25 protein-coding genes and 2 pseudogenes are annotated in these 24,650 nt (G+C 70.0%); 17 read left to right on the forward strand and 10 right to left on the reverse strand.

What is annotated here, in order from left to right:
* Window positions 1-60: 60 nt before the first annotated feature.
* Entirely contained in the window at window positions 61-837 is a 777-nt protein-coding gene (locus tag ACYVHU_RS04420; RefSeq protein ID WP_078763553.1) for an Rv1486c family protein, read from the reverse strand.
* A 78-nt stretch (window positions 838-915) separates the two neighbouring features.
* Here ACYVHU_RS04420 and ACYVHU_RS04425 point away from each other — a divergent pair, with 78 nt between their 5' ends.
* The gene (locus tag ACYVHU_RS04425) at window positions 916-1,701 is read left to right on the forward strand and encodes an ABC transporter ATP-binding protein (protein ID WP_078763552.1); all 786 of its coding nucleotides are present in this window, start codon (window positions 916-918) and stop codon (window positions 1,699-1,701) included.
* Between the two features lie 346 nt (window positions 1,702-2,047).
* Window positions 2,048-2,812 carry a sulfite exporter TauE/SafE family protein gene (locus ACYVHU_RS04430; RefSeq protein WP_078763551.1) on the forward strand — a complete coding sequence of 255 codons (765 nt, stop codon included), beginning with the start codon at window positions 2,048-2,050 and terminating at the stop codon, window positions 2,810-2,812.
* A gap of 37 nt (window positions 2,813-2,849) precedes the next feature.
* Here the strand turns inward: ACYVHU_RS04430 and ACYVHU_RS04435 are convergent, their stop codons facing one another.
* A complete protein-coding gene (locus ACYVHU_RS04435) occupies window positions 2,850-3,476 on the reverse strand; it encodes an HD domain-containing protein (RefSeq protein WP_078763550.1) in 627 nt (208 codons plus the stop codon).
* A gap of 228 nt (window positions 3,477-3,704) precedes the next feature.
* Here ACYVHU_RS04435 and ACYVHU_RS04440 point away from each other — a divergent pair, with 228 nt between their 5' ends.
* The 3 genes and pseudogenes from ACYVHU_RS04440 to ACYVHU_RS04450 form a co-directional block, all read left to right on the forward strand.
* Window positions 3,705-5,078, forward strand: coding sequence for an FAD-dependent oxidoreductase (locus ACYVHU_RS04440; RefSeq protein ID WP_078763549.1), 1,374 nt, complete (start codon window positions 3,705-3,707; stop codon window positions 5,076-5,078).
* A 67-nt stretch (window positions 5,079-5,145) separates the two neighbouring features.
* A pseudogene (locus tag ACYVHU_RS04445) lies at window positions 5,146-5,469 on the forward strand (SDR family NAD(P)-dependent oxidoreductase); the annotation flags it as partial.
* A gap of 29 nt (window positions 5,470-5,498) precedes the next feature.
* Window positions 5,499-5,945 (forward strand): annotated as a pseudogene (locus tag ACYVHU_RS04450) (SDR family oxidoreductase); the annotation flags it as partial.
* A 123-nt stretch (window positions 5,946-6,068) separates the two neighbouring features.
* On the opposite strand, the gene ACYVHU_RS04455 reads toward ACYVHU_RS04450, so the two are convergent.
* Both ACYVHU_RS04455 and ACYVHU_RS04460 read right to left on the reverse strand, forming a co-directional pair.
* Window positions 6,069-6,941 carry a prolyl oligopeptidase family serine peptidase gene (locus ACYVHU_RS04455; RefSeq protein WP_078763548.1) on the reverse strand — a complete coding sequence of 291 codons (873 nt, stop codon included), beginning with the start codon at window positions 6,939-6,941 and terminating at the stop codon, window positions 6,069-6,071.
* Between the two features lie 316 nt (window positions 6,942-7,257).
* Window positions 7,258-7,830, reverse strand: coding sequence for a TetR/AcrR family transcriptional regulator (locus ACYVHU_RS04460; RefSeq protein ID WP_078763547.1), 573 nt, complete (start codon window positions 7,828-7,830; stop codon window positions 7,258-7,260).
* Window positions 7,831-8,071: 241 nt separating this feature from the next.
* On the opposite strand from ACYVHU_RS04460, the gene ACYVHU_RS04465 reads away from it, so the two are divergent.
* Window positions 8,072-9,526 (forward strand): GH1 family beta-glucosidase, encoded by a 1,455-nt coding sequence (locus tag ACYVHU_RS04465; RefSeq protein WP_498947586.1) that lies wholly within the window; start codon window positions 8,072-8,074, stop codon window positions 9,524-9,526.
* A 93-nt stretch (window positions 9,527-9,619) separates the two neighbouring features.
* The gene (add, locus tag ACYVHU_RS04470; RefSeq protein WP_078763545.1) at window positions 9,620-10,648 is read left to right on the forward strand and encodes an adenosine deaminase; all 1,029 of its coding nucleotides are present in this window, start codon (window positions 9,620-9,622) and stop codon (window positions 10,646-10,648) included.
* A gap of 17 nt (window positions 10,649-10,665) precedes the next feature.
* On the opposite strand, the gene ACYVHU_RS04475 is transcribed toward add, so the two are convergent.
* Both ACYVHU_RS04475 and ACYVHU_RS04480 read right to left on the reverse strand, forming a co-directional pair.
* Window positions 10,666-11,268: a pyridoxamine 5'-phosphate oxidase family protein gene (locus tag ACYVHU_RS04475; protein WP_078763647.1), complete on the reverse strand. Its 603-nt coding sequence runs from the start codon at window positions 11,266-11,268 to the stop codon at window positions 10,666-10,668.
* 399 nt (window positions 11,269-11,667) lie between these two features.
* A complete protein-coding gene (locus ACYVHU_RS04480) occupies window positions 11,668-12,603 on the reverse strand; it encodes a CapA family protein (protein WP_498947589.1) in 936 nt (311 codons plus the stop codon).
* A gap of 216 nt (window positions 12,604-12,819) precedes the next feature.
* Between ACYVHU_RS04480 and ACYVHU_RS04485 the strand changes: the two genes are divergently transcribed.
* From ACYVHU_RS04485 to ACYVHU_RS04495, 3 genes are all read left to right on the forward strand, one after another.
* Entirely contained in the window at window positions 12,820-13,278 is a 459-nt protein-coding gene (locus tag ACYVHU_RS04485) for a Fur family transcriptional regulator (RefSeq protein ID WP_078763544.1), read from the forward strand.
* Between the two features lie 92 nt (window positions 13,279-13,370).
* Window positions 13,371-14,816, forward strand: a complete 1,446-nt coding sequence (locus ACYVHU_RS04490) for a catalase (RefSeq protein WP_394330077.1) — start codon at window positions 13,371-13,373, stop codon at window positions 14,814-14,816.
* 564 nt (window positions 14,817-15,380) lie between these two features.
* Window positions 15,381-16,508, forward strand: coding sequence for a chaplin (locus ACYVHU_RS04495; RefSeq protein ID WP_078763543.1), 1,128 nt, complete (start codon window positions 15,381-15,383; stop codon window positions 16,506-16,508).
* Window positions 16,509-16,631: 123 nt separating this feature from the next.
* Here ACYVHU_RS04495 and ACYVHU_RS04500 read toward each other — a convergent pair whose 3' ends face one another.
* Entirely contained in the window at window positions 16,632-17,141 is a 510-nt protein-coding gene (locus ACYVHU_RS04500) for a lytic polysaccharide monooxygenase auxiliary activity family 9 protein (protein ID WP_078763542.1), read from the reverse strand.
* 653 nt (window positions 17,142-17,794) lie between these two features.
* Between ACYVHU_RS04500 and ACYVHU_RS04505 the strand changes: the two genes are divergently transcribed.
* The 5 genes from ACYVHU_RS04505 to ACYVHU_RS04525 are packed head-to-tail and all read left to right on the forward strand — an operon-like array spanning window position 17,795 to window position 20,367.
* On the forward strand, window positions 17,795-18,628 hold the full coding sequence (locus ACYVHU_RS04505) for an SURF1 family protein (RefSeq protein WP_498947591.1): 834 nt from the start codon (window positions 17,795-17,797) through the stop codon (window positions 18,626-18,628).
* Between the two features lie 46 nt (window positions 18,629-18,674).
* Complete coding sequence (locus ACYVHU_RS04510) at window positions 18,675-19,508, forward strand: class I SAM-dependent methyltransferase (protein WP_078763540.1); 834 nt, start codon at window positions 18,675-18,677, stop codon at window positions 19,506-19,508.
* 1 nt (window position 19,509) lies between these two features.
* Window positions 19,510-19,761 carry a Smr/MutS family protein gene (locus ACYVHU_RS04515; protein WP_078763539.1) on the forward strand — a complete coding sequence of 84 codons (252 nt, stop codon included), beginning with the start codon at window positions 19,510-19,512 and terminating at the stop codon, window positions 19,759-19,761.
* A gap of 49 nt (window positions 19,762-19,810) precedes the next feature.
* A complete protein-coding gene (locus tag ACYVHU_RS04520) occupies window positions 19,811-20,089 on the forward strand; it encodes an antitoxin of toxin-antitoxin stability system (protein ID WP_078763538.1) in 279 nt (92 codons plus the stop codon).
* Window positions 20,086-20,367, forward strand: a complete 282-nt coding sequence (locus tag ACYVHU_RS04525; protein WP_078763537.1) for a type II toxin-antitoxin system RelE family toxin — start codon at window positions 20,086-20,088, stop codon at window positions 20,365-20,367. The genes ACYVHU_RS04520 and ACYVHU_RS04525 overlap by 4 nt, the downstream gene beginning before the upstream one ends.
* Window positions 20,368-20,983: 616 nt before the next feature.
* Here the strand turns inward: ACYVHU_RS04525 and ACYVHU_RS04530 are convergent.
* The 3 genes from ACYVHU_RS04530 to ACYVHU_RS04540 form a co-directional block, all read right to left on the reverse strand.
* A complete protein-coding gene (locus ACYVHU_RS04530) occupies window positions 20,984-21,430 on the reverse strand; it encodes a Clp protease N-terminal domain-containing protein (RefSeq protein ID WP_078763536.1) in 447 nt (148 codons plus the stop codon).
* A 134-nt stretch (window positions 21,431-21,564) separates the two neighbouring features.
* The gene (locus tag ACYVHU_RS04535; RefSeq protein ID WP_078763535.1) at window positions 21,565-22,257 is read right to left on the reverse strand and encodes a class I SAM-dependent methyltransferase; all 693 of its coding nucleotides are present in this window, start codon (window positions 22,255-22,257) and stop codon (window positions 21,565-21,567) included.
* 37 nt (window positions 22,258-22,294) lie between these two features.
* On the reverse strand, window positions 22,295-23,260 hold the full coding sequence (locus tag ACYVHU_RS04540) for an alpha/beta hydrolase (protein WP_432937995.1): 966 nt from the start codon (window positions 23,258-23,260) through the stop codon (window positions 22,295-22,297).
* A 127-nt stretch (window positions 23,261-23,387) separates the two neighbouring features.
* On the opposite strand from ACYVHU_RS04540, the gene ACYVHU_RS04545 reads away from it, so the two are divergent.
* Complete coding sequence (locus ACYVHU_RS04545; protein ID WP_078763533.1) at window positions 23,388-24,197, forward strand: SDR family NAD(P)-dependent oxidoreductase; 810 nt, start codon at window positions 23,388-23,390, stop codon at window positions 24,195-24,197.
* A gap of 141 nt (window positions 24,198-24,338) precedes the next feature.
* Window positions 24,339-24,602, forward strand: coding sequence for a phosphoribosyl-ATP diphosphatase (locus ACYVHU_RS04550; protein ID WP_078763532.1), 264 nt, complete (start codon window positions 24,339-24,341; stop codon window positions 24,600-24,602).
* Window positions 24,603-24,650 lie beyond the last annotated feature (48 nt).

A 24,650-nucleotide genomic window follows, 5' to 3' on the forward strand; every position in this document is an offset into this window, starting at 1 on the left:
ACGACCCTGGCGTTCCCCTGACCTTCGACCGTCCCGACCCTGATCGTCTTGTGGCGGAGGTCAACCGCCGACCGCGGAACAGTAGGCGGCGACCCTGGCCCGGCGGACCGCGCCGTCGAGGAGGCGCAGTGCCTCGCGCCGCGCCCGCATCTGGGCGGTGTCCAGTCCCCGACCAGGGTCTTCGCCGGCGAGGTGGACCACGACGGCCAACCGGTCGGCGAGGGCGGCGACCCGGTGTGCCCGCGGGGGATGGCCCGGGGGCAGCCCCGGCGTGGGGGAGCGCTCCGCGTCGCGCAGGGCGGACAGGGCCCGGACGACCTCGGGCCCCCACGGGGCGATGTCGTCGATCCGTCCGAACAGGTCGGTCGACTCGCGTACCGCGAGGGTGAGCCGGTGTTCGGCGTCGGCCAGGGGGAGCGGTTCGGGCATGCTGTCGACGGCGGGGTAGGGCGTCCAGAGGACACCCACGTAGGATGAGCCCCGCCGGTCTTCACCGGGGACGAGCCCCACCTGTCGGTCGCCCAGGCGCACCAGTACGGCCTCGCGGGCCTCGATCGCGGCCTTGTTGAGCTCTGCCGGCCCCACGAGCCCCAACGGGTCGCCGGGGACCGGCAGGCACAGCCGGAACGCGCTCAGGCCGCGCGGGCGCAATCCGGCCAGCGCCGCGCGTAGCGGAGTCCCGGCCGTGATGAGCGGGTCGCCGTCGGGGAGGGCGCCGACGACGTGGGGACCGGTGTTCCGCTCCACCGCGTCGACCGCGTCGTCCAGGCCGACCCGGCCGGACAGCCACGCGTTCCCCCAGGCGGTGAGCGGTGCGGAGGACAGTTCTCGAAGCATCGGTGCCAGCCTAGATCGGCCGCCGGACCACCAGGGGCGTCCAGTATGTTCGCTACTCGGGCGCGACGAAGGAGAGCGATGAACGGGCATGTGCTGCGCATGAGCGGTGTGGGCGTACGCCGGGGGGCGGCGGAGCTGCTGCGCGACGTGGACTGGGTCGTTGAGGAGGAGGACCGCTGGGCCGTCATCGGGCCCAACGGGGCGGGCAAGACGACGCTGTTGCGGATCGCCGCGACGCAGTTGTTCCCGACGTCCGGATCGGTGGACGTCCTGGGCGAACGCATGGGCGAGGGAGACGTGTTCGAGCTCCGGCCGCTCATCGGGTTCGCCGGGTCGGCGGTCGCCAACCAGGTGCCCGACACCCAGAACGTCCTCGACCTCGTCATCAGCGCCTCCTACGGTTACCTGGGCCGTTGGGGGGAGGAGTACGGGCAGCCCGACCACGACCGTGCGTATGCGATGTTGGGGCAGTGGGGGGCGCGTCACCTCGCCGATCGGGCGTTCGGCACGCTGTCGGAGGGGGAACGCAAACGGGTGCTGATCGCCCGGTCGCTGATGTCCGACCCGGAGCTGCTGCTGCTCGACGAGCCCGCCGCGGGGTTGGACCTGGGTGGGCGCGAGGACCTGGTACGCCGCCTGGCCACGTTGGCCGCCGACATCGACGCCCCGGCACTGGCGGTCGTGACCCATCACGTCGAGGAGATCCCGGCCGGATTCACGCACGGCCTGCTGCTGCGTGAGGGGCGGGTCGTGGCGGCGGGGCCGTTGGAGTACGTCATGACGGCCGACAACCTCAGCGAGACGTTCGGCCTGCCCCTGAAGGTGGAGCGTGTGGGCGACCGTTGGAGCGCGCGGGCGGTCTGATCGCTGTCGCCGCCGGCCGGGTCGCCGCAACGCCCGGCCGGCGCGTCGGCCCCGCGGTGCGCGCGTCTTTCCTCGGTGGTGGGCAAGCGTGCGGGGGGCGCCCGAACGCTCCCGCCGTAGGAGGGCCGGGAGGCCCGTCCGGACCTGACGGCCGACACGCCGGGGCGGCGTCGGGCCGTGCGCGTCCAGCGCGGCGCGTACCGTCCAGCCCGTCCCCTCCCTTCCCCCGGGGGCGCCCACGCCTCACCGACACCAGATTCGTACACTGTATGCAAATCTGGTTCGGGCGTCATGGCACGGACAGGGCCGAAACGGGCGCGCGGCGTCCCCGACACGAAGGGCGCGGATGACGTGGTGGGAGGCGCTCGCCGTTCTGGCGGCGGGCATCGGCGCGGGGGGAATCAACGCGGTCGTGGGGTCGGGGACGCTGTTCACGTTCCCGGTGCTGCTGGCGCTGGGATACCCGCCGGTGGTGGCGACGGTCTCCAACAGCATCGGCCTGGCGCCGGGGTCGCTCACCGGCGCGATCGGCTACCGGCGTGAACTCGCCGGCCAGCGGACCCGGATACTGCGCTTCGGCGCCATGTCCTTCCTCGGCGCGATCACCGGCTGCGTGCTCCTGTTGACCCTGCCGGAGGAGGTCTTCACCTTCGTCGTCCCGGTCCTCATCCTGCTCGCCTGCACCCTGATCATCGCCCAGCCGCGGATCAACGCCTGGATGCGGCGACGGCGGCCCTCCCGCCCCAACGGTGGGCCACTGCTGCCGCTGGGGGTCTACGGAGCAGGCGCCTACGGCGGCTACTTCGCCGCCGCGCAGGGCATCGTCCTGATCGGGCTGCTGGGTTCGGCGCTGGACGACGACATCCAGCGGATCAACGCGCTGAAGAACGCGCTGACGTCGATCGTGAACGGTACCGCCGCGGTCTTCTACATGATCTTCGCCAACCCGAGCTGGCCGGTGGTCGGACTCATCGCCGGAGGGGCGATCGTCGGCGGTTATCTCGGGGCCAAGGTCGGCCGCAGGCTCAAGCCGCTGGCGCTGCGCATCCTCGTCGTGGTCATCGGGCTGACCGCGGCCGTCCAGCTGCTCATGGACGCGCTGGGCGGCTGAGCCCGTGCCCGGTGGCGGGCACGGGCGGGGTGAACGGCTACTTCCGCGAGAAGTAGCCGCGGCGGTCGGCGTCCTCGATGAGGGCGGTGGCGTAGGAGCCGAGCGCCTCGGACCCCTCGGCGATGATCCGGACCTTCTCCAGCACCTGGTCCTTGGTGACGCCGTACTGCACCCAGGTTCCGCCGTCGGTGTGCCAGTTGGCGAGCATGGGGGCGAGCCGGTCGATGGCCTTGGCGAAGCGGGCCTCGGGGGTGAGGCGGGCCTCGAACTCCTCCCACAGCCCGCGCGCGTAGGTGGCCTGGTCCTTGGGGAGCAGGGCGAAGATCCGGTCGGCGGCGACCCGTTCGCGCTCGGCCTGGGAGGCCGACATGCGCGTGTCGTAGACGAAGGTGTCCCCCGCGTCGATCTCGACGATGTCGTGGACGAGGAGGAGCTCCACCACGTGTTCGATGTCGGTCCCCTGGGGCGCGTACTCGGCGAACACCCGCGCGGTCAGGGCGAGGTGCCAGGAGTGCTCGGCGTCGTTCTCCCTCCGGGAACCGTCGACGAGCAGGTTGCGGCGCAGGATCCGCTTGAGCTTGTCGACCTCAAGGATGAACCGGAGCTGGGCCGTGAGTCGTTCGTGATCAACCCCGCTGGCGTACACCGGTGCCGGTTCAGTCACGTAAGTCGCCCTCCTAGAGAAGCTTGTCGCACGCGGGTCCCGGTGGAGAGGCGCTTGGCCACCTGGCGGAGCGGCGGCAGGGGGCGCTGGGGCCGTCCGGGCCGGGGAGGACACGCGTGATTAGCCATCACGTTAACCAAAACCAGGGGAAGATGCTCAGCCCACCATGGGGATGATCCCATGGAACGCGCACACGCTGACGCGAGAGCGTCCACCGAGGGAGGCTGCATGGAGCGACGGGTTAACGGCCGGTCACGTCTCATCGTGGTTGGCGGTGATGCCGGGGGGATGAGTGCCGCCTCTCAGGCGCGCCGCCGACGCGGTCCCGACGACCTGGAGATCCTCGCCCTGGAACGTGGCGCGCACACCTCTTACTCGGCGTGCGGCATCCCGTACCTGGTCGGGAAAACGGTATCGAGTGCCGACGAGCTGATCGCCCGCGCCCCCGACACCTTCCGCCGAGATTACGCCATCGATGTGCGCACCGGTACCGAGGTGACGGCCATCGACCTGGAACGACGTGTTGTCGGGATGATCGGTGGGGATGGGATGTTTCACGAGGAACATTTTGATCACCTCCTGATCGCGACCGGAGCCGTGCCGCGCCGTCCCGACCTTCCCGGTGCCGACGCCCAGGGGATCCATGGGGTGCAGACCCTCGATGACGGCATCCGGCTGCGCGCCGAGGTCGATGAGCGCTCCCCACGTCGCGCGGTGGTGGTCGGCGGCGGCTACATCGGGTTGGAGATGGCGGAGGCGTTCCTCGAACGGGGTGTCGAGGTCGACCTCATCGAGGCGGGGCCCGAGCCCATGGGCACGCTCGATCCCGACATGGGCCGTTTGGTGCGTGACGCGGTATGCGAGATGGGGGTGCGCTTCTTCCCCGGGACACGGGTGACCGGATTCGACACCAAGGACGGCCGGGTGCGCGCGGTCCTGACCGAGGACGCCGAGTTCCCCGCCGACATCGTCGTGCTGGGCATGGGGGTCCGGCCCAACAGCGACCTCGCGCGACAGGCCGGTCTGGAGGTCGGGCCCACGGGTGGGATCGTCGTCGACCCCCGGATGCGCACCTCGGTCGAAGGGGTCTGGGCGGCGGGTGACTGCGTGCAGACCGTCCACCGGATATCGGGGGCGCCCGTCGCGATCGCGCTGGGCACCCACGCCAACAAGCAGGGCCGGGTCGCGGGTATCAACATCGCCGGTGGGTACGCGCGCTTTCCCGGCGTCGTGGGGACGGCCATCACCAAGATCTGTGGGGTCGAGGTCGCGCGCACGGGGCTCGGCGAGGCCGAGGCCCGGCGGGCCGGGTTCGAGTTCGAGACGGTGACGGTGAGGTCCTCGACCCGTGCCGGGTACTACCCGGGAGCCTCGATGATGACGCTCAAGCTCATCGCCGAGCGCCGGACCGGCCGGTTGCTCGGCGGTCAGATCGTCGGTCGCGAGAACGCGGGCAAGCGTGTCGACGTGCTGGCCACCGCGCTGTGGAACGAGATGACCGTCGAGGAGATGGCGGGGATGGACCTCGGATACGCGCCGCCCTTCTCACCGGTGTGGGATCCGGTCCTCGTGGCGGCGCGGAAGCTGGAAGGGGCTCTCTGAGGGAGAGTGGCGTATCAGCGCACGTCAGAGCGGCGATGGCGAGAGTGGCATCCCGAATAGGACGTAAATGGTTTTTGTCTGTTTTTGGGAGGATTCTCGTGTAGAACAGGTTCGACGACAAGGTCGTCCCATCGCCGGCGGAGGCTCGGGACTGGGCCGGGCCACCGCTCTCCAGGTGGCCCGCGAGGGCGCGAAGCCCGCCCTTGTCGACCTGAACGAGGAGGGCCTCGCCGAGGCGGCCGCCGCCGTCAAGCGGGTCGCCCCGCAGGCCGAGGTCACCACGATCGTCGCCAACGTCGCGGCCGAGGACGGCACACGTGGCTACGTCGACAAGACGATCGAGGTCTACGGCCGCATCGACGCCTTCTCCGGCAACGCCGGCATCGAGGGCGGGCAGGACCTCACCCAGGACTTCGGGGCGAGGAGTTCGACCGTGTCGTATCGGTCAACCTGCGCGGGGTCTTCCTCGACCTCGAGTACGTCCTGCCCGTCATGCGGGAGCAGGGCCACGGCACGGTCGTCGACACCACCCGCGTCGGCGGGATCCGGGGTGTGGGCGACCGGTCCGGCTACGCCGCCTCCAAGCACGGCGTCGCCGGCCTGACCCGCGGCTCCGGCGTCGAGTACGGCCGGTTCGGGATCTCCGTCAAGGCCATCGCCCCCGGCGCCATCGTGACTCCCATGGTCGAGGCCTCGCTCAAGCAGATCGACCCCGTCAACCGGGAGGCCGCGGGCAAGGAGTTCGTCAGCGTCAACCCGACGAAACGGTCCGGCGGGCCGGTGGCGGCCTTCCTGCTGTCCGACCAGTCCTCCTCCAGCAACGCCACGGTCGTCGCGATCGACGGCGGGCAGTCCGAGAAGTACTGACCCGTTCCACGAGGACGGTCACACCGCCCTCGCCAGGCCCGCCGCGTTACGGGGGCGGACCGATCGCGTCGGCGCTCGGTGGGGCGGCGCGCGGAGAAGGAGCGCGGCGGGACACGGCGCGGATCAGCGGAACCGTACCGTCTCCTCCACCGCGGAGGTCAGGTGCAGGTGGAACCACTCGGTGAGCGCGCGGTCGACCAGCACGCTGCCGGGGGTCGGTGGTCCGGGGACCAGGCCGGGCTCGGGGCCCATCGTGTGAGCGAGGTCGGGGATCACCACGTGGCGCAGGGCCGGTGCCGGATGGTAGGGGGCGAGCGCGTCGTGGAAGGCCTGGCCGTGCTCGGGGCGGATCACCTCGTCGAGCCCGCCGGTGATCACCAGCAGGGGCGGCAGGGGCGCCCGCGCGCCGATCTCGGCGGCCCGCGCGGTGAAGTCCAGCCAGGCCGCGGCCTCGCGTGACTGCTCGCTCCAGTGGTAGGCGATGCCGAGATGGCGCTCGCGCGCCGCGAGCACCGGGGTGGGGTCGATGATGGGGTTGACGACCGCCATCGCGCCGATGGGAAGCCGGCTCTCGGCCAGCGCGAGAAGGGCCGCGGCCCCGCCGGCGCCGACCCCCGCCAACCCGAACGGACCGTCGTGGACGGGGAAACGTTCCCGCAGTTCCTCGGCCACCTCCACGAGCTCCATGGCGGCCTGCTCGATGACCGGACCGTAGAGGTGGAGGAGGTAGTCGGACTGGCCGAGATGGTTGACCTCGGCGACGCCGCCCTTGGGCAGGCGCGCCCCGAACATGGGCAGACCGAGGTAGAAGCGCCACGCGGGCAGGCGCGTCAACGGCAGTGTCCCGGCCAGGGCGGCCTCACTGCGCGGTGGCTCGAACGCGTGTAACGCGATGACCATCGGAGCCGCTCCGCCATCGTAGGGCGGCACCGCGACGTAGGGCACTCCGGCGGCGAATCCGGTCAACGGCCGGGCGAGCGTGCCGTCTGCTACCACTGAGGGTCCCTCCCCTGATCGAACCCCTCGTTACCGGACGCCGCGAGGACGGCCGGTCATACGCCTTGTCGTGTGGAGCCGACGAGGACGGAGCCGTCGGGAGCCCGGGGCACCGTGACGGCTGGGCACGTGGACAGGACGCTGCCACGCCACTCCCCCGTGACGTGTCGGCGCCGCTGCGCGTTCCCCCGATAGCCGACCGCCGTAGCGTCCGGTCCACCGTGTTCATCCTGCCAACCCGGGCACCGTCGTGAGGGTGCCGCGGTGAAATTACCTTATCGCCCTTTTTGTGAGAAACGTGGATCTCGTCCGAAATCTACCGTGGACCGAAGTGCCGACTGAGATAACTGTGGACGAGGAGTTTCGCTTCGGTGATCAGTGTCGGATCCCCATCCGGATCGTGGCGGAAGGCCAGTTTGAGGACCGCGTCGGAGGCTTCGACCGCGACCATGACGGCGCGGTCGAGTTCCTCTCCCTCCTTGGCCTCGGTGGTCGTGACGACGAGTTCGCGCAGTCGATTGGCGATGACCTGGTTGTTGTCCGCCTCGGGATCGAGGAGCCGGACGTCCACGACGTCACCGAAGTGCAGGCTGCGGAAACCCGGCACCGTCCGGTGCATGTCGATGTACTCGTCGATGATGGCCTCGACCGCCTCGGTCCAGTGCTCGAACGCCTCCTCGGCCAGGCGCTGGGTCACCCGCATGCTGAACAGGTCCAGGTAGCGCAGCCCCAACGCCTGGGTGATGGCCTTCTTGTCGGGGAAGAACTGGTACACCGACCCGATCGCCACACCGGCGCGTTCGGCGATCCGGGTGGTCGACAGCTCGCCGTAACCCCCCTCGTCGAGGAGCTCGGCGCAGGCGTCGAGCATCCGTTGCACGCGGGCCATGCTGCGCTGCTGTGCCGGAAGCCGGCGCAGGGGGGCGTGCGCCAGGGCAGGCTGGGACGTGTCGACACGCGCGTGGCGGGAGAGGGGCGGGGTGCCCGATCCGTCGGGGGTTCCGGAATCGCGACGCGGCCAGGGCGTGGCGGACGCGGAGCTGCGGGAAGTAGTCGTCACGTCTCTATCATGCCTTTCTGAATTCAAATGGTTCCCGTACTATTCCGGTTTTGGACGCGCGTCCGGTGGCATGAACCGTTCTGGCCACTTCCGGACTTCTCGTGTGTTCCCGGCCGGACACGCTCCCAGAGGAGTTGACGTGCCAAGCACCGACCATTCCGATTCGTCCACCGTTCTCTTCCCCAGGGATTTCCTATGGGGGGTTGCGACAGCGGCCTACCAGGTCGAAGGCGCGTCCGAACAGCGGGGAGCCTCGATCTGGGACGAGTTCTGCCGCATACCGGGCCGAATTGCCGACGGGTCCTCTGGGCGAGTCGCCTGTGATCACTACCATCGATTCCCCGGCGATGTCGCGTTGATGGCCGAACTCGGACTTAGCGCCTATCGCTTTTCCATCTCCTGGCCGCGGATCATGCCGCTGGGGCGGGGACGGATCGATACGGCGGGGGTCGATTTCTACGCCCGGCTGATCGATGAGCTCCTGGCCGTGGGTATCGAACCGGTCCCCACGCTCTACCACTGGGACCTTCCCCAGGCCCTGGAGGAGGAGGGCGGCTGGCTCGTCCGGAGCACCGCCGAACGCTTCGCCGACTACGCGCGGGCGGTCGCCGCCCGTCTCGGCGACCGGGTCACGCGCTGGATCACCCTGAACGAGCCGTTCGTGCACATGGCCTACGGCTACGCCTTCGGCGTGCACGCACCTGGCCGGACCCTCATGTTCGACGCCCTTCCGGTCGCCCACCACCAGCTGCTGGCGCACGCCTTGGCGGCCCGCGCGCTACGTGACGGTGGCCACCAGGTGCTCCTGGCCCACAACCACACCCCGGTCGTTCCGGCGAGCGGCGCGCCGCAGGACCGGGCCGCCGCCCAGGTCTACGACGCCCTGCACAACAGGCTCCTCCTCGACCCGCTCCTCCTGGGGCGTTACCCCGACCTGGCGGCACTGGCGGCGCTGGGGGCCCCGGACCTCGGGGATTTCGTGCGGGACGCGGACCTGGACCTGATGGCCGGGTCGTTGGACGGGCTCGGCGTCAACTACTACATGCCGACGCTCGTCGCCGCACCGGGGCCAGGGGAGGCGCTGCCCTTCGCCCTGCCGGACTACACCTCCCGGTTTCCGGGCACGCCGGTGACGGCCTTCGGCTGGCCGGTGGCGCCGGAGGGGCTGTACCGGGTGTTGACCGGGCTGCGTGACCGTTACGGTGCCGCGCTTCCGCCGCTCCACGTCACCGAGAACGGTTGCTCGCGGGCCGATACCCCGGACGGGGCCGGGCGCGTCGCCGATCCCGAGCGCATCGACTACCTCGACCGTCATCTGCGGGCCCTCGTCGCGGCGAAACGGGACGGGGTGGATGTCCGTGGCTATTTCGTGTGGTCGCTACTGGACAACTTCGAGTGGGCGGAGGGGGTCACCCAGCGCTTCGGCCTGGTGCACGTCGACTACCGGACCCAGGCGCGCACCCCCAAGGACTCCTTCGCCTGGTACCGGGACCGCATCGCCCGCGCTCGGGCCGGTACGGCGTGACGCCCGTCGAAGGCCCGGGCGTTTCTTACTTTTTGGGGTTAAAAACCCCCGCGTTTCCTTGGAGGGAGGGGAGAAGATCAGTAACGTCGCGGCATGACCGCTGCCGCAGAGATCCCCTCCAGCGTCGAGGCCTTCATCCGCGACCTGCCCAAAGTGGAACTTCACGTCCACCTGGAAGGGTCGATGCAGCCCGCCACGCTGCTCGAACTCGCCCGCAAACACGGCGTCGACGACCTACCGGACACGATCGAGGCGATCGCCGACTACTACGAGTTCCGCGACTTCCCGCACTTCATCGACGTCTATATCAACTCGGTGCGGACGCTGCGCGACGAGTCCGACTTCGCGCTGTTGACGCGCGACGTGGCGCGTCGCCTGGCCGCACAGAACGTCCGCTACGCGGAGGTGCACCTCAGCCTCTACAACCACCTGCTGCGGGGTGTCCCCGCACAGGTGGTGTTCGCCGGGGTCGAGCACGGGCGGATCGAGGCCGAGCGCGAACACGGCATCCGGTTGCGCTGGATCCCCGACTTCCCCGGCGACTACGGGGTCGAGGCGGGTGAGAGGACCCTGGAGGCGGTGCTCGCCCACGGCCCCGCCAGCGTCGTCGGCTTGGGCATCGGCGGGATCGAGGTGGACCGCGACCCGTTCGCCGACGTCTACGCGCGGGCCCGGGCCAACGGGCTGCACAGTCTGCCCCACGCCGGGGAGAACGGCGGTCCCGGACGGGTCTGGTCGGCGATCCGGGTCCTGGGGGCCGAACGCATCGGCCATGGCATCGACAGCATGAAGGATCCCGAGCTCGTGGCCTATCTGCGGGAGACGCAGCTTCCCCTGGACGTCTCACCGACCTCCAACCTGCGCACCCGCGCCGTCGAAGCGATCGGGGACCACCCGTTGCCGCGCATGGTGGAGGAGGGGCTCATGGTGACGCTCAACTCCGACGACCCGCCGATGTTCGGGACGGACCTGACCAACGAGTACCGCACCGCCTACCGGATCGGCCTGGGGCTCGACGACCTGGCGGGCCTGGCCCGTAACGGCGTCACGGCGTCCTTCCTGGACGACGCGGCGAAGCGGGAACTGACCGCGGAGATCGACGCCCTGGTGGCGCGCTCCTGAGGCGAGGGGCGGCGGCGTCAGCCCCTGGTGCGCAGCGGATCGCCCGACCAGGGGCTCGGCGTCCCCTTGGCGTCGAAGAAGTCGCCCCCCTTGCGGCGCATGTCGTCGCTTCCCCAGTTCGCGGGCTCCTGCGCGTCGACCCTGCGCATCCGCGGGATGTGCTTGCGGCAGTGGATGTAGGCCTCCTCGACCCGCGCCACCACCCACATCTGCGCGCGTTGGCCGGGGACGGCCGGTTCCGGCAGGTCGGGGCTGTGCCGGCGGAGTTCCACGTCGTCGAGGATGGCGGCGCGCCCGTTGACGTGCAGGCCGATGTGGTCGCGCTCGAAGTCGAGGAACATGAGACCGATATGCGGGTTCTCGCGGATGTTCCCGACGCTGGCGAGGACCCCGTTGCCCCGGTACTCGGGGTAGGCGAGGGTGCGCCGGTCGATGACGTGGACGAAGCCGGGCGGGCCGGCGCGCAGACTGGAGTCGCATTCGCCGCGTGAGTCGGAGGTGGCGACGAACACCATCTCCTGGCGTGCGATGAATTCGCGCATGCGGGGGTTGAGGTGGTCCAGGACCTGGTCCCGGTAGAAGCGTCGGGCGCGCTCCGAGGTGCCGTACAGCTCCTGCATGTGATGCTCACCGGCCGAGCCCGGGAGGCGTCCCGAGTCCTCCCCGGGCTGCTCCTGCCAGTGGGCGCGACGGTCGCCGGTTTCGGACATGCTCCCTCTCCATCTGCGATGATCGCGCCTGATTGTGCCATCTTCAACCTAGTTGTGGCGAGAAGAAGACGGAGTGAGGCCTTTCGCCTCTTGCTGTTTTGCTCCCGATTAGTGGCGATTTGTCGATAAAAATGGCTCCCGGTATTTCCTCAGGAGGCGGCCTCTGAACCAGAGGGGCCATCCAGTCCGGTCGCACAGGTGCTCCGGTCTTCCGCCCAGGTCAGTGGCGCCTGTTCCGCCGCCGCCCCCTCGTACAGGACGGGAACGCCCCCATCGTTCCGGGTGGGAAGCCACTCGCCCTCGATGACTTCATCGCCCGGCATGGCCAGCCGCAGTACGCCGGTCTCGGCGGTGGGAGGTGTGGAAGGCGAGGTTCCCCAAGCCGTAATGGACGTAGGCGCCGTCGAGGTGGCCGCCCGGTCCGAGGACGTGGGAGTGCCCGCCGACGACGGCGGCGGCGCCGGCCTCGACCAGCCGCCGGGCGAGATCGGACGCGTGCGGCAGTGGGCAGTGGTCGCCCTCACGGCCCCAGCGCAGGAACACGACGACGGTGTCGGCCTCGGCGGCCCGGACCGCGGTGACCAGCCGTTGGGGGTCTTCTCCCTTGGCGGAGGCCAGGCCGGCGGTCCACTCGGCCATCAGGTGGTCGTCCAGGACGTCGGTCGCCCCGAAGAGGGCGACGCGGTTGCCGGAGGCATCGAGGGCGTGCGGGGCGTAGGCGGCATCGGCGTCTGGACCGGCGCCCACGAGGGGGAGGCCGGCCTCCCCCTCGTGGGCGAGGGTGTCGGCCGGACCGGCGGGTCCGTGGTCCATGCCGTGGTTGTCGGCGAGGGGGGCGACGTCGAGGCCCGCCTCACGGAGCGCGGTGAAGGCCGTCGCGGGCGCGCGGAACAGGAACCGCCCGCCCGGAGCCGGCGTGCCGGCCTCGGTCACCGCCGTCTCCGGGTCGACCATCGCGATGTCGGCGGCGGAGAGCGTGGAGCCGACGTCTCCCAGCGCCTCCGCGGGGAAGGCGTCCAGCCGGGAGCGGAGCACGCCCTCGAAGTGGACGTCGCCGCCGAAGGCGATGGTGAACGGCACGGGGAGGCGGCCCTTTCGCCCCCCGCTCGGGCAGGACGCGCCGGCGACGGCCTCGGCTCCGGAGCCGAGCGCCGCTCCGTCGGCACCGCAGGACGTGGTGGTGAGGACGAGGAGGGCGAGCGCGGCCCGTAGCCGGTGGGACGTGCCGAGGGGGATGGGGGGCACGCGGACTCCGAATGCGTGAGTGAGACGCAGGTCGCACTCGTGACGCGCTCCGGGGATGGTGAGTTGTCGGAGTTCTCCGATGCGCCTGGTTGTGACTTGGGTCACCGCCAGCGGCGCACCCCCTCGGTGGGGCTGTCCACTGTGTCATACTTCACGGCTTATCTGTACTCGCTCGTTTTCTTGAGCTATTCCAGTTTGTGTCCTATGCTTGCGGCCATGGACAACGCCACCGACCTCCGCGCGGCCGGTCTGCGGGTCACCGCGGCCCGGCTGGCGATCCTCGACGCGGTCCGGGAGGGCAACCACCTGGACGCCGAGCACGTCGCACAAGCGGTCCGCGGCAAAGTGGGACACGTATCCACCCAGGCGGTCTATGACGCGCTCCACGCGCTGACCGGCGCCGGACTGCTGCGCCGCATCGAGCCCGCCGGTTCGCCGGCGCGCTACGAGGCGCGCGTCGGGGACAACCACCACCACCTCGTCTGCCGTGAATGCGGTGAGGTCACCGACATCGACTGCGTCGTGGGAGAGGCTCCCTGCCTGGAACCGTCGCAGACGAACGGCTACACCATCGCCGCGGCCGAGGTCGTGTTCTGGGGCGTGTGTCCGAACTGCCAGACCAAGGATGGCGACTCCTCCGGCGACAGCGTCGGCGCCCCCGCGCGCCCGGCGTGACGCCCGATCCCCGCGTCCGATCCCTCCCGGCGTAACCGGGTTCCTCCGCGAGCCACGAGGCCGGCTTGATCATGACCCGAAAGGTGCAAGCAGTGGTTGCTTACAGCACGGACGACAACGGTATCCCGGCACCGAGCGACGGTCTCTCGCAGTCGGTGGGCCCCAACGGCCCGCTGTTGCTGCAGGACCACTTCCTGATCCAGAAGATGGCGCACTTCAACCGCGAGCGGGTGCCCGAGCGCGTCGTGCACGCCAAGGGCGGCGGTGCCTTCGGTGAGCTGGAGATCACCGAGGACGTCAGCCAGTACACCAAGGCGGACCTGTTCCAGAAGGGCAAGAAGACCCCGCTGCTGCTGCGCTTCTCCACCGTCGCCGGTGAGCTGGGCAGCGCCGACACCGCCCGTGACCCGCGTGGTTTCGCCCTGAAGTTCTACACCGAGCAGGGCAACTACGACATCGTCGGCAACAACACGCCGATCTTCTTCATCCGCGACCCCTCGAAGTTCTCCGACTTCATCCACTCGCAGAAGCGGCGTGCCGACAACCAGCTGCGCGACCACAACATGCAGTGGGACTTCTGGACCCTCAACCCCGAGTCGGCCCACCAGGTCTCCTTCCTGATGACCGACCGCGGCACCCCGAAGACCTGGCGTCACCAGCACGGCTTCGGTAGCCACACCTTCCTGTGGTACAACGCCAACGGCGAGAAGTTCTGGGTCAAGTACCACTTCAAGACCGAGCAGGGCATCGAGAACTTCACCGCGGCCGAGGCCAAGGCCTTCGAGGCCGAGGACCCCGACCTGCACCGCCGTGACCTGTGGGAGTCCATCAAGAAGGGCGACTACCCGGCCTGGACCGTCAACGTCCAGATCATGCCCTTCGAGGACGCCGCCGACTACCGGTTCAACCCGTTCGACCTCACCAAGGTGTGGCCGCACGCGGACTACCCGGAGATCACGATCGGCCGGTTCGTCCTCAACCGGAACCCGGAGAACTACTTCGCCCAGATCGAGCAGGCGGCGTTCAGCCCGTCCAGCCTGGTGCCGGGCATCGCGATGAGCCCGGACAAGATGCTTCAGGGCCGGCTCTTCTCCTACCCCGACACCCAGCGCTACCGGATCGGCCCGAACTACCTGCACCTGCCGGTCAACCAGCCGAAGTCCCCGGTCAACAGCTACAACTTCGACGGTCCGATGGCCTACCGCTACGGTTCGGACCCGGTCTATGCCCCCAACACCGTTGGTGGCCCGGCCGCGGACCCGGAGTTCCACAAGGGCGAGAGCTACCACGTCGCGGGTGAGATCGTCCGCTCCGCCTACGACCTCCACAAGGAGGACGACGACTTCGGTCAGCCGCGCGCGCTGTGGGAGAAGGTCCTCTCCGAGACCGACCGCGCCAACATGGTGAGCAACATCGTCGGCCACGCCTCGGCCCCCGAGGTCACCGCCGACATGAAGAAGCGTGTGGTCGAATACTGGACCAACGTCCACCCCGACCTCGGCGCCGGCGTCGCGAAGGGCCTCGGCGTCCAGGCCTGAGTGATCGTCCAGGTGGTCGGTCTGTGAGGCCGACCGCCGCCCGCACCCCGGGTGGGATCTCGGTATCCCGCCCGGGGTTTTCTTTTTGCTACTTTCGCGCGTGTTGACGGAATGATCCACATTTCTCCCTTCAACTATATTTCGTAGGAAATTAGTAATCCCCTCTTCTGGACTCGGGTTTTTCCAGGGAAAGCGTTCCGTGTGGTGACGGCGGTAAGCTGATCTTGCTCTGAACGGAGCCGTGAGCTGCGTCGACTCTCGGTCCGGGGGTGATGTGCGCTCTGCGGGAGTTTCGGGGGATTGCCGAAATTCGGCGGAAAAAGCCTGCCTTCCGCGCAGGGCTGCTAACGTAACCATTCGTCGGCGCGCCGGAGCGGGAAAACGTACCTTCCGGATGTCCCGTGCCGAGAAGGGTCGCTCCGGCCGTCGATGTCAGAGCGAGGAAACGTCCGGGGATCCCCGTACCTCGAAAGCGACCCGTGCTTCACCGACCCCCACCGCGGTGACGATCCGCCCTTGATGGGTCACTTTCCGTAACGTATTGAGCGAAAGGTCCTTCCGAACATGCGCAAGAAGCTCTACACCTCGGCCTCCGCGGCCCTGCTGGCCGCGGGGCTCACCGGGGCCTTCGCCCCCCACGCGGCGGCCGACCAGCTGACCGATGGAACCGGTGGAGTGGTCGCCGGCAACCAGGTCAGCGTGCCCGCCGACATCAAGGCGAACCTCTGCGGCAACTCCCTCGCCGTCCTCGGGATCTCCGAGGCCGAGTGCACGCAGGTGGCCAAGGTCCTCTACGCGGCCAGCGGCAAGGGGCAGGCGAGCCAGCAGACGGACGGCTCGGGCGGGATCGCCAGCGGCAACCAGATCAACATCCCGGTGGACGCGGCGATCGAGGTCTGCGGGAACTCCGTGGCCGTCGGTGGGATCTCCGAGGCCGAGTGCACCAAGATCGTCGAGAAGGTGGCCGACTCCCAGGAGAACGAGCAGCGCACCAGTGGCGCCGGCGGGATCGCCAGCGGCAACCAGATCAACGTCCCCGTCGACGTCGCCGTCAACATCTGCGGCAACTCCATCGGCGTCCTCGGCATCTCCAAGGCCGAGTGCAACACGGTCATCAACGTCATCCACGAGGCGCCGGAGAACAAGGCGGGCGGCCAGCAGACGGACGGCTCGGGCGGGATCGCCAGCGGCAACCAGGTGACCGTTCCGGTCGACGCCGCGGTCGAGATCTGCGGCAACGCCGTCTCCGTGCTCGGCCTGGGCGAGGCCGAGTGCGTCTCCGAGATCTCCGACGAGCAGAAGCCGCCCGCGGAGGACCCCAAGCCCGGGGACGACTGCAAGGGCAAGGACGAACACGGTTACGACACCGACTGCGAGGAGCGGCCGGGCGGCGACAAGCCCGGTGGCGAGGAGCCGGGCGGCGAGCGGCCGGGTGAGGGTAAGCCGGAGGAGCCGGGTGGCTCCGAGGGGCCGGGGACCCCGGGTGGTCCGGGCGACACCGAGGGGCAGAGCGGGCCTGGCGGTTCGGACGGCACCAGCGCGGACGAGTCCGCGACGCCCGGCGGTCTGCCGGTGACCGGTGCGGCCCTGGGCGGCCTGGTCGCCGCCGCGGTCGCGGCGGTCGGCGGTGGTGGCGCCGCCATGTACCTGGCCCGGCGTCGTAAGGCCGCCGCCGCGGCCGGCGAGGAGTAGTCCCGCGCCCAGGTGACGACGCGGCGCCCCCGGACCTTGCGGTCCGGGGGCGCTGTGCGGTGCGCCGACACCCTCTCCCGGTGAGCGCGGCGCGTGTCCGGCGGTCCTCCTGCTGTGTTCGGATCAGCTGACGTTGATGTCGATGCAGGAGTAGAAGGCGTTGGCGGTGTCGGCGATGTTCCAGACGGCGAGGAGCTTCTGCTTGCCGCTGTAGCCGTTGAGGTTGATGGTGTGGTTGACGGTGGAGCCGGGGCGGGCGCCGCCGTCGTTGAACACGGCGACGCGGGTGGAGCCGATGTAGTACTCCCACGTGCTGGTGGCGTGGGCGGCGGTGATACGCCAGGTGAGGTTGAGGGAGCGGCCGACCGGGGTGACCTGCCAGCCCTTGTTGTCGTCGTCGAGCTCGGCGAACCCGGCGTTGCCGCCGCTGCAGCTGCGCAGACCCTTGGGGCCCTCGACGCTCTGGGGCTCCCACTGGATCGCGCCGCACGAGACGACCCGGGCGGCGCACTGGGCCTGCCGGCTGGCGGGGGAGGAGACGTAGCCGTGGGCGTGGGCGGTGCTGGCGGGCAGCAGCACGAAAACGAACGGGGCGATCGCGGCGGCGGAGAGCAGTTTACGCTTCAACGACATGGCGGGTTCCTTATTGTAATGCGGAGGTATTTCCGATCCGATGGTCTGTTGTTGCGCCGGGAAAACGGCATGGAAAGCGGGGGAAAGGGGCGGGCGTTCCCGGGCGAGAAGGTCGTCGCCGGCCTCCTCGCCCGGTGGGGGACTCTGTTGCGGGGATTCTCGACTCCTCTGGACTTTCCGGAAAAGCGCTGATGGAAGCTGGGGTATGGCGATTATTCCGGATTCTCCAGCTGGTCTAGACCGTATTTTGCTGTTTACTATGAGTCAAGAGGTGGTTTTCCTCTGATTCGGCTTCCTTGGCGAGGTCGGGGGCGTGAGAGTTCCGCCGCTTCGCCGGGGCTCTCTCCCGCCTGGTTCCATTTCCCTGGAATTGCCGAGGGGCGATGATCTGCGTCTTCGCCGCGGCGTGCCGGGCACTGGTCTAGTCCAGTACACGGCCGGGCGGGACGGTCGAATGTTGTGCATTGCACAAAAAGTGAGGGATTGCTTACCTTTGGGATTGATTTCTCGCGAGGACCGCGTCACCGGCCGGGACGGCGCCCGGTGGCGAGGGGGAGGCGTGTCCCCCCGCTCCTCTTTCGCCAGGTAAGGAGGGGAGCCTGTTACGCCGGGTCGATGCGGACGACACCGGGGGATCTCATAGCCTCGAAGACGTGCTCCGTGTTCTGTTCTCATCGCGCATGCTGGCGTTTCACGCCCTGGTGCTGCTGGTCGTCCCCTCCTTCATCGCCTTGGGGATGTGGCAGTACGGGCGCTGGGAGGTCAAGGCCGCCGCCGCGGACCTCCAGGAGGCCAACCTCACCGCCTCCCCCGTGCCGCTGGCCCAGGTGACCGAGGTCGGGGGTGAGGTCCGGCGGGAGGACCGGTGGAGGACCGTCACCGCGACCGGCGAGTACGACACCGGGAACGAGATGCTCGTCCGCAACCGCGACGGCTCCGGTGGGGTGGGTCTCCACGTCGTCACCCCGTTGGTCACCGACGACGGCGCGGCCGTGCTCGTCAACCGGGGGTGGGTGCCCCAGCCCCCCTCCTCGGCACAGCAGCCGCAGGTCCCCCGGGCGCCCGAGGGGGAGGTCACGGTCACCGGGCGCGTGCAGTTCGGCGAGACCCCGGAGAACACCGGCATCCGGCCGCGAGAGGGCCTGCCCGAGGGGCAGATCATGATCATCGACCTCGACGAGATCGGCCGGGAGCTGCCCTACCCGCTCTATGGCGGGTACGTGGAGCTCACCGCGCAGGACCCGCCCTCGGACCCGGCTCCCGAGGTCGTCTCCCCGCCCGAGACGAACACCGGCATGAACCTGTCCTACGCCGTGCAGTGGTGGGTCTTCGCGGTCATCGCGGTGGTCGGCTGGTTCTTCCTGATGCGCAAGGAGGTCCAGGACGCGAGGAACGCCGGCGGCGAGGACGGTCCTGGCGGGGACGGTGGCGGGGGAGGGCCGCAACGCCCCCTGCCGGCCCCGGCCGAGCCCTCTGCCACCTCCTGAGCCGGCTCCGTGGCCGTGGGACCCCTCGGCCTGGCAGGATCGCGCTATGAGCGAGGACCTGACGCACCCGTCCGTGGCCCGGATCGCGCGCCGTGGGGCCGATCCCGACGAGAGCGCCCGTGCGAGCCGCGTCTGGTGGGAGCGCGAGGCCGACGAGTACCAGGCCGAGCACGGCGACTTCCTGCGCGATGTCGGCTTCGTGTGGGGACCGGAGGGGCTCGACGAGGAGAAGGCCCGGCTCCTGGGCGATCCGGCCGAGCTGTCCGGGGCGCGGGTCCTGGAGGTGGGGTGCGGGGCCGGGCAGTGCGGACGCTGGTTGCGCGCCCAAGGGGTGGACCGGGTGGTCGGCGTTGACGTCTCGTTGCGCCAGCTCCAGCACGGGTTGCGCATTGACGAGGCCACCGGGTGCTCGCTGGCGACCGCTCAGGCCGACGCTCAGCGACTGCCCTTCGTCGACTCCGCGTTCGACGTCGTGTGCTCCGCCTATGGGGCCTTCCCCTTCGTCCCCGACGCCGTCGCCGCCCTGCGGGAGGTCGCCCGCGTGCTGCGGCCGGGCGGCCGGTTGGCGTTCTCGGTCTCGCATCCGGTCCGGTGGTGCTTCCCGGACGATCCCACCGGGAGGGGCCTCACCGCGACCGAGTCCTACTTCGACCGTCGTGCCTATGTCGAGGAGGACGACGAGGGGCGGGCGCTCTACGTCGAGCACCACCACACGGTCGGCGACTGGGTGCGCGCGATCACGGCCGCCGGCCTGTCGCTGATCGACCTGGTCGAGCCGGAGTGGCCCGCCGACAACGAACAGGTGTGGGGCGGTTGGAGCCCGCTGCGTGGGCGGATCCTCCCCGGCACCGCGATCTTCGTGGCGCGGAAGGGGGATTAGCGTGCGACTCAAACTGGACCTGCACGACATCTACAACCGTGGTACCGACATCGACCGCGCGTTGCGCGACATCCTCGACGAGGCCGTGCGCACCAAGGCGAAGACGGTCGAGATCATCCCCGGCAAGGGGTCGGGGCAGTTGAAGAAGCGGGTCCTGCGCTTTCTCGACCGCAAGGACGTCCGGCCGCTCTACCACCGGGTGGAGAAGGACTCCAAGAACTTCGGCCGCCTGTGGATTCATTTTCGTCATTGATGCGCCCCCAAGGGGCGCCAAGTTGGCCAACTTGGCGCACGATGGTGGCATGAGTGCTGATCGTGTCGAGCTGTCCGTGGCCCAAGCCCGTGACCACTTCTCTGAACGTGTGAACAGAGCCGCCTATGGAAACGAGGTCACCTATGTGACGCGCGGGCGTAAGCGTGAGCGGGTCGCGGCAATCGTTCCGATCGAGCTGGTCGAGGCCTATGAGGCGATGATCGATCTTGAGGACGGGCGCATCGCCCACCAGAGGCTGGAGGAGATCCGGTCCGGCGACGCCGAGGTCGTGTCCGCCGAAGAGGTGGCCAGGGAGCTCGGTCTGTGACGAACGAAGGATCGCGCGTCTTCGAGGTCGTGTTCGATGGCAGGGCCGGTAAGGAGCTCGGCAAGCTGGACAAGCCCGTAGCTCGCCGCGTGTATGCGGCTGTGATGGCCTTGGCCGAGGAACCGCGTCCAGAGGGAGGCCGTCGGCTCAGCGGTCACACGGATCTCTGGCGTATCCGGGTGGACGACCACCGGGTGGTCTACTCGATCGATGACGGCCGACTCGTCGTCGTGGCTCTGCGTGTCGCCCATCGTCGTGGGGTCTACAGAAAACTCTGAGGGCGGTCTTCCGCAAGTGCGCGCACCCGAGAACTTCGGCCGCCTGTTCGTCCGCTGCCGCCACTGAGGTAGGAACCGATGGTCGCCGACGTGGCCGAGTCGGCGTGGTACGGCGGCATGGGTGGCACCTTTCTCGAACTGTCGGTGGCCCGGGCTCGTGTCCGCTTCATCCCGGTGGGTGGACGGGGTGGCCTTCGGCGACGGGATCGCCCGGGCGAAACGGGGGCGCGAGCGGGTCGCGGCGATCGTCCGGGCCGAGCCGGCCGGGGCCTGCGAGGGGTTTCCCGACCGGTGGGACGGGCGTGCCGCACACCGGTGGCTGGAGGGGCCCGGTCCGGCGACGCCCAGGACGTGTCCGTCCGGGACGCCGCCGGGCTCGGCCCGTGACGGGCGATCGCGTCCCGGGGCACGTGGTGTTCGGCGGGTGGGGAACCGGCCGGACAGGTCCGTGATCCAGTGTGGGGATCCGGCCGTGACGGCCCTGGCCGAGGAGCCGCGGCCAAAAGCACGTCGTCGGCCTAGAACGGTCCAGGGCCGTGTCCCTGTGGGCGGCCGCCGCGGGTATCGGCTCCACGATGGCGGGGGTCGGGCCGGTGGGGTGTGTCGTCCGGCCCGGTCACACGTCGAGCAGGCGTTCGGCTGCGGCCCGTACGGCGGTGGCGTCCACGCCGATGTCGGTGAGGGACCGCGCGACGGCGGGATCCTCCAGGGAGGCGAGCAGGATGTGGCCGCCGCCGATGTGACGGTGCCGGTGGGCCAGGGCGATGCGCAGCGACCGCTCCAGCGTCTTCTTCGCCTCCGTGGTGAATGGCCGGTGCCGTCCGCGGGACAGCCGTGCGAGCGGGCCGCGCGGTGGTGTGGAGGGGAGGGCGGCGACCTGCCGGCGCAGCCTGTGGATGTCGGCGCCGTTGTCGTGGAGGAGGCGCGCGGCGGTGGACTCCTCCTGGGCGAGCAGGCCGAGCAGGAGGTGTTCGGAGCCGATGTGGTGGTGGCCGGCGTGGCGGGACTCGTCCTGGGCGAGTTTCACCGCCTGGCGGGCGTCGATGCGGAAGCGTTCGAACATGGTCTGCCTCCCGGTGGCGTGGGGCGTCCGTGTTCGTCAATGTAGGTTGACGCTTCGGGGTTGTCAACCCTGGTTGACTTTCGGGGAAGGGAAAGGCCCCGTGCCCGTCCGGACACGGGGCCAAGGGCGGCAGGTCACTCGGTGGGCTTGCGCAGGTGATGGATCCAGGCCGGAGGGATGTTCGGCAGCACGCGCTCGGTGCCGATGCCGTAACGGTCCACCCACTCCTGCACCACCCAGCTCGACCGCGCCTGGCGCAGGTAATCCTCGCGAGGGGCGATCACCGCCTTGACCTCCTTGGTGTAGAGGTAGCCGAAGAAGGACAGGTGCCCTCCCGGCTTGAGCACGGTGAAGTAGTACTCCAGGATCTCGCGGACCTCCTCGGCGGTGAAGTTCGCGAACGGCAGGCCGGAGACGATGACGTCGAAGCGGCGATCCGGGCCCAGGTCGGTCACCAGGGCCTGGTGGACCGTCACGCGGTCGGCGACCCGGACGAAGTCCGGGTCGGTCGCGAGCAGGTCCGCGAGATGGCCGACGAAGTGCGAGTTCGGCTCGACCAGGTCGAGGGTGTCGCCCGCGCGCATGTGCCGCACGATCGCCCGGGACACCGCTCCGGTCCCGGCACCGGCCTCAAGGATCGTCAAAGGCGCGCTGGGATCCTCACGTTCGTCGACGAATCGGGTCAGCGCGTTGGCCAGGGCGGGGCCGCTCGGGGCGATCGCTCCGGTTGCGCGGAAGGTCCGCAGTGCCTGCCGGAGGAAGAGGCCGACGTCCCGCAGTCGTTGGTCAGGGCGGAGGGATCCGGAGGGGCTCTGTGTCGCTGCCATGTGGGGAACGGTACTGCCTGGGGGCCTAAGGGCACCGTCAATCCGGGCAACGTGTCCGGCTCAGCACGGCCCGCAACGTTCCCGTGACGACGTCCTCGGCCTGGCGGCAGGGAGGGAGCGACTCCCCCATCCCGAACATGCCGTGGAATCCCCCATTGATCCGTACGGTGGTCGCGGGGACCCCCGCGGCGGCCAGCGCGCGGGCGTAGGCCTCGCCCTCGTCCCGCAGGGGATCGAAGTCGGCGGTCACGACCAGGGCCGGGGCCAGCCCGGACAGGTCACCGGCGCGGATCGGCGACGCCCGGAAGTCCGTGGCGTCCCGTGGATCGCCCAGGTACTGTCCGGCGAACCAGTGCATGCCCTCGGAGGTCAAGAGGTAGCCCGTGCCGTTGGAGATCCGCGACTCGTAGGGGGTGTCGGGGCGGACGGGATAGCCGCCCAGGTCGATGACCGGGTATACCAGGGCCTGGAAGGCGAGTTCCGGTCCACCGCCGTCGCGGGCCAGGATCGCCGCGACCGCGGCCAGCCCACCGCCGGCGCTGTCCCCGCACACCGCCAGCCGGTCCGGGTCGACGCCCAGGGCCGAGGCGTTGTCGCCGACCCAGCGCAGGGCCGTGAAGGCGTCCTGTACCGCGGCGGGAAAGCGGTGCCGGGGGGCCAGCCGGTAGTCGACGGCGACCACGACGACGCCGCTGCGCGCCGCGATCAACCGGCAGATGTGGTCGTGGGTGTCGAGGTCCCCGAAGACGAAGCCGCCGCCGTGGTAGTAGACCACGGCGGGAAGCGCGGCCTGCCCGGGATCCGGATGGTAGTGGCGCGCCCCCAGGGGGCCGCCGGGGCCGGGGATCTCCAGGTCGCGGACCAGGGCGACGCGGGGCGCCGGCGTCTGCGGCCAGGCCCCCCGTGGCGGATGCGATGTCCGCGCGGCCTGCCCCGAGTCGACGGGAGGCACGGTCGTGCTCAGGCCGTCGATGAACCTGCGGATCGTGGGGTCGAGGGTCATGGAGCGGCGTCCTCCCTGCACTGTGCGGTCACTCGGATCCGGGGTGGATCCGGCACCATAGTCGCTTCCCCCCGCCGCGTCAGGCAGACCGGTGGAATGCCGCGGGCGCGGGGTAGCATGCGGCGGTATGAGCCCCAACCGCGTCCGCACCGCCCTGATCACCGGAGCCTCCAGCGGCATCGGCGAGGAGTACGCCCGCCAGCTCGCCCAGCGGGGGTTCTCCCTGGTCCTCGTCGCCCGCCGGGGCGACCGGATCGCCGATCTCGCGGCGGAGCTCACCGACCGGCACGGTGTGCGGGTCGAGTCCCTGGCGGCCGACTTGGCGGAGGAGGAGGGGCTCCTCCGTGTCGAGGAGCGCCTGCGCGCCGACGGGACCGTCGAGCAGGCCCCTGTCGATCTCCTGGTCAACAACGCCGGGCGGGGGGCCAGCGACGGGCTCGCCGGGCAGGACGTCGCGGCCATCGACGGCATGATCGAGCTGAATGTGCGCGCGCTCACCCGGTTGACCCGAGCGGTGCTTCCGGTCCAGATCGATCGCCGCGAAGCCGGGATCACCGACCGCCCCATGGGGGTGATCAACGTCGCGTCGATGGCGGGCCTGCTCCCGGCCTCGCCCCTCGGCGCCGTCTACGCGGCCACGAAGGCCTACGTGGTCTCGTTCAGTGAGAGTGTCGCCCTGGAGGCGGCGCCGCACGGCCTGAAGGTCACGGTCGTCCTTCCCGGTTTCGTGCGCACGGACATGACGAGGTCGATGCAGGAGAGCGGCGCGCCCGACATCGCGTTCGTCCCCAAGGAGCGGGTCGTCACCGACTCCCTGCGCGCGTGGGCCGCGGGTATGGCCCGCGTCGTGCCCGGCCCGCAGTACCGGGCGGCGAGTTGGGTGCTGCGGGCGGTGCCCCACGGGGTGTTCCGCGGCATCGCCCGGCGAATGCGCTGATTCGGTCCCGGTCTCCAGCGGTGTGCGGCGGTCCGTATCCGGTCTGGTCACGACGTCGTCGGTCCCCGTTCCCCGGGTCGCGGCACGTACCACCTCGCTCTGCGCCTAGGCTAGAAGGGCACCTCGTCTAGGAAAGTGATCATGAAGACCTTCGAAGAGCTGTTCGCCGAGCTGTCCGAGAAGGCCCGTGTCCGCCCCGAGGGGTCGGGGACGGTCGCGGCCCTCGACGCCGGCGTCCATGCCATCGGCAAGAAGGTCGTCGAGGAGGCCGCCGAGGTCTGGATGGCAGCCGAGTACGAGTCGGACGAGCGCGCCGCCGAAGAGGTCTCCCAGCTCCTCTACCACCTCCAGGTCCTCATGCTGGCCCGCGGTCTGCGCCTGGAGGACGTCTACCGGCATCTGTAGGTCGGTCCCGGGCCGTCCCGAGACCGGCCGCGCGTCGACGTCCCCACG

The sequence above is a fragment of the Marinactinospora endophytica genome, from assembly GCF_054780875.1.

Excerpts from the sequence above, each read along its gene's own strand:
- ACYVHU_RS04420 (WP_078763553.1), bottom strand. The coding sequence starts at position 837 with ATGCTTCGAGAACTGTCCTCCGCACCGCTCACCGCCTGGGGGAACGCG.
- ACYVHU_RS04425 (WP_078763552.1), top strand. The coding sequence starts at position 916 with ATGAACGGGCATGTGCTGCGCATGAGCGGTGTGGGCGTACGCCGGGGG.
- ACYVHU_RS04430 (WP_078763551.1), top strand. The coding sequence starts at position 2,048 with ATGACGTGGTGGGAGGCGCTCGCCGTTCTGGCGGCGGGCATCGGCGCG.
- ACYVHU_RS04440 (WP_078763549.1), top strand. The coding sequence starts at position 3,705 with ATGGAGCGACGGGTTAACGGCCGGTCACGTCTCATCGTGGTTGGCGGT.
- ACYVHU_RS04460 (WP_078763547.1), bottom strand. The coding sequence starts at position 7,830 with ATGGCCCGCGTGCAACGGATGCTCGACGCCTGCGCCGAGCTCCTCGAC.
- ACYVHU_RS04465 (WP_498947586.1), top strand. The coding sequence starts at position 8,072 with ATGAACCGTTCTGGCCACTTCCGGACTTCTCGTGTGTTCCCGGCCGGA.
- add (WP_078763545.1), top strand. The coding sequence starts at position 9,620 with ATGACCGCTGCCGCAGAGATCCCCTCCAGCGTCGAGGCCTTCATCCGC.
- ACYVHU_RS04475 (WP_078763647.1), bottom strand. The coding sequence starts at position 11,268 with ATGCAGGAGCTGTACGGCACCTCGGAGCGCGCCCGACGCTTCTACCGG.
- ACYVHU_RS04485 (WP_078763544.1), top strand. The coding sequence starts at position 12,820 with ATGGACAACGCCACCGACCTCCGCGCGGCCGGTCTGCGGGTCACCGCG.
- ACYVHU_RS04495 (WP_078763543.1), top strand. The coding sequence starts at position 15,381 with ATGCGCAAGAAGCTCTACACCTCGGCCTCCGCGGCCCTGCTGGCCGCG.
- ACYVHU_RS04500 (WP_078763542.1), bottom strand. The coding sequence starts at position 17,141 with ATGTCGTTGAAGCGTAAACTGCTCTCCGCCGCCGCGATCGCCCCGTTC.
- ACYVHU_RS04510 (WP_078763540.1), top strand. The coding sequence starts at position 18,675 with ATGAGCGAGGACCTGACGCACCCGTCCGTGGCCCGGATCGCGCGCCGT.
- ACYVHU_RS04520 (WP_078763538.1), top strand. The coding sequence starts at position 19,811 with ATGAGTGCTGATCGTGTCGAGCTGTCCGTGGCCCAAGCCCGTGACCAC.
- ACYVHU_RS04530 (WP_078763536.1), bottom strand. The coding sequence starts at position 21,430 with ATGTTCGAACGCTTCCGCATCGACGCCCGCCAGGCGGTGAAACTCGCC.
- ACYVHU_RS04535 (WP_078763535.1), bottom strand. The coding sequence starts at position 22,257 with ATGGCAGCGACACAGAGCCCCTCCGGATCCCTCCGCCCTGACCAACGA.
- ACYVHU_RS04540 (WP_432937995.1), bottom strand. The coding sequence starts at position 23,260 with ATGACCCTCGACCCCACGATCCGCAGGTTCATCGACGGCCTGAGCACG.
- ACYVHU_RS04545 (WP_078763533.1), top strand. The coding sequence starts at position 23,388 with ATGAGCCCCAACCGCGTCCGCACCGCCCTGATCACCGGAGCCTCCAGC.
- ACYVHU_RS04550 (WP_078763532.1), top strand. The coding sequence starts at position 24,339 with ATGAAGACCTTCGAAGAGCTGTTCGCCGAGCTGTCCGAGAAGGCCCGT.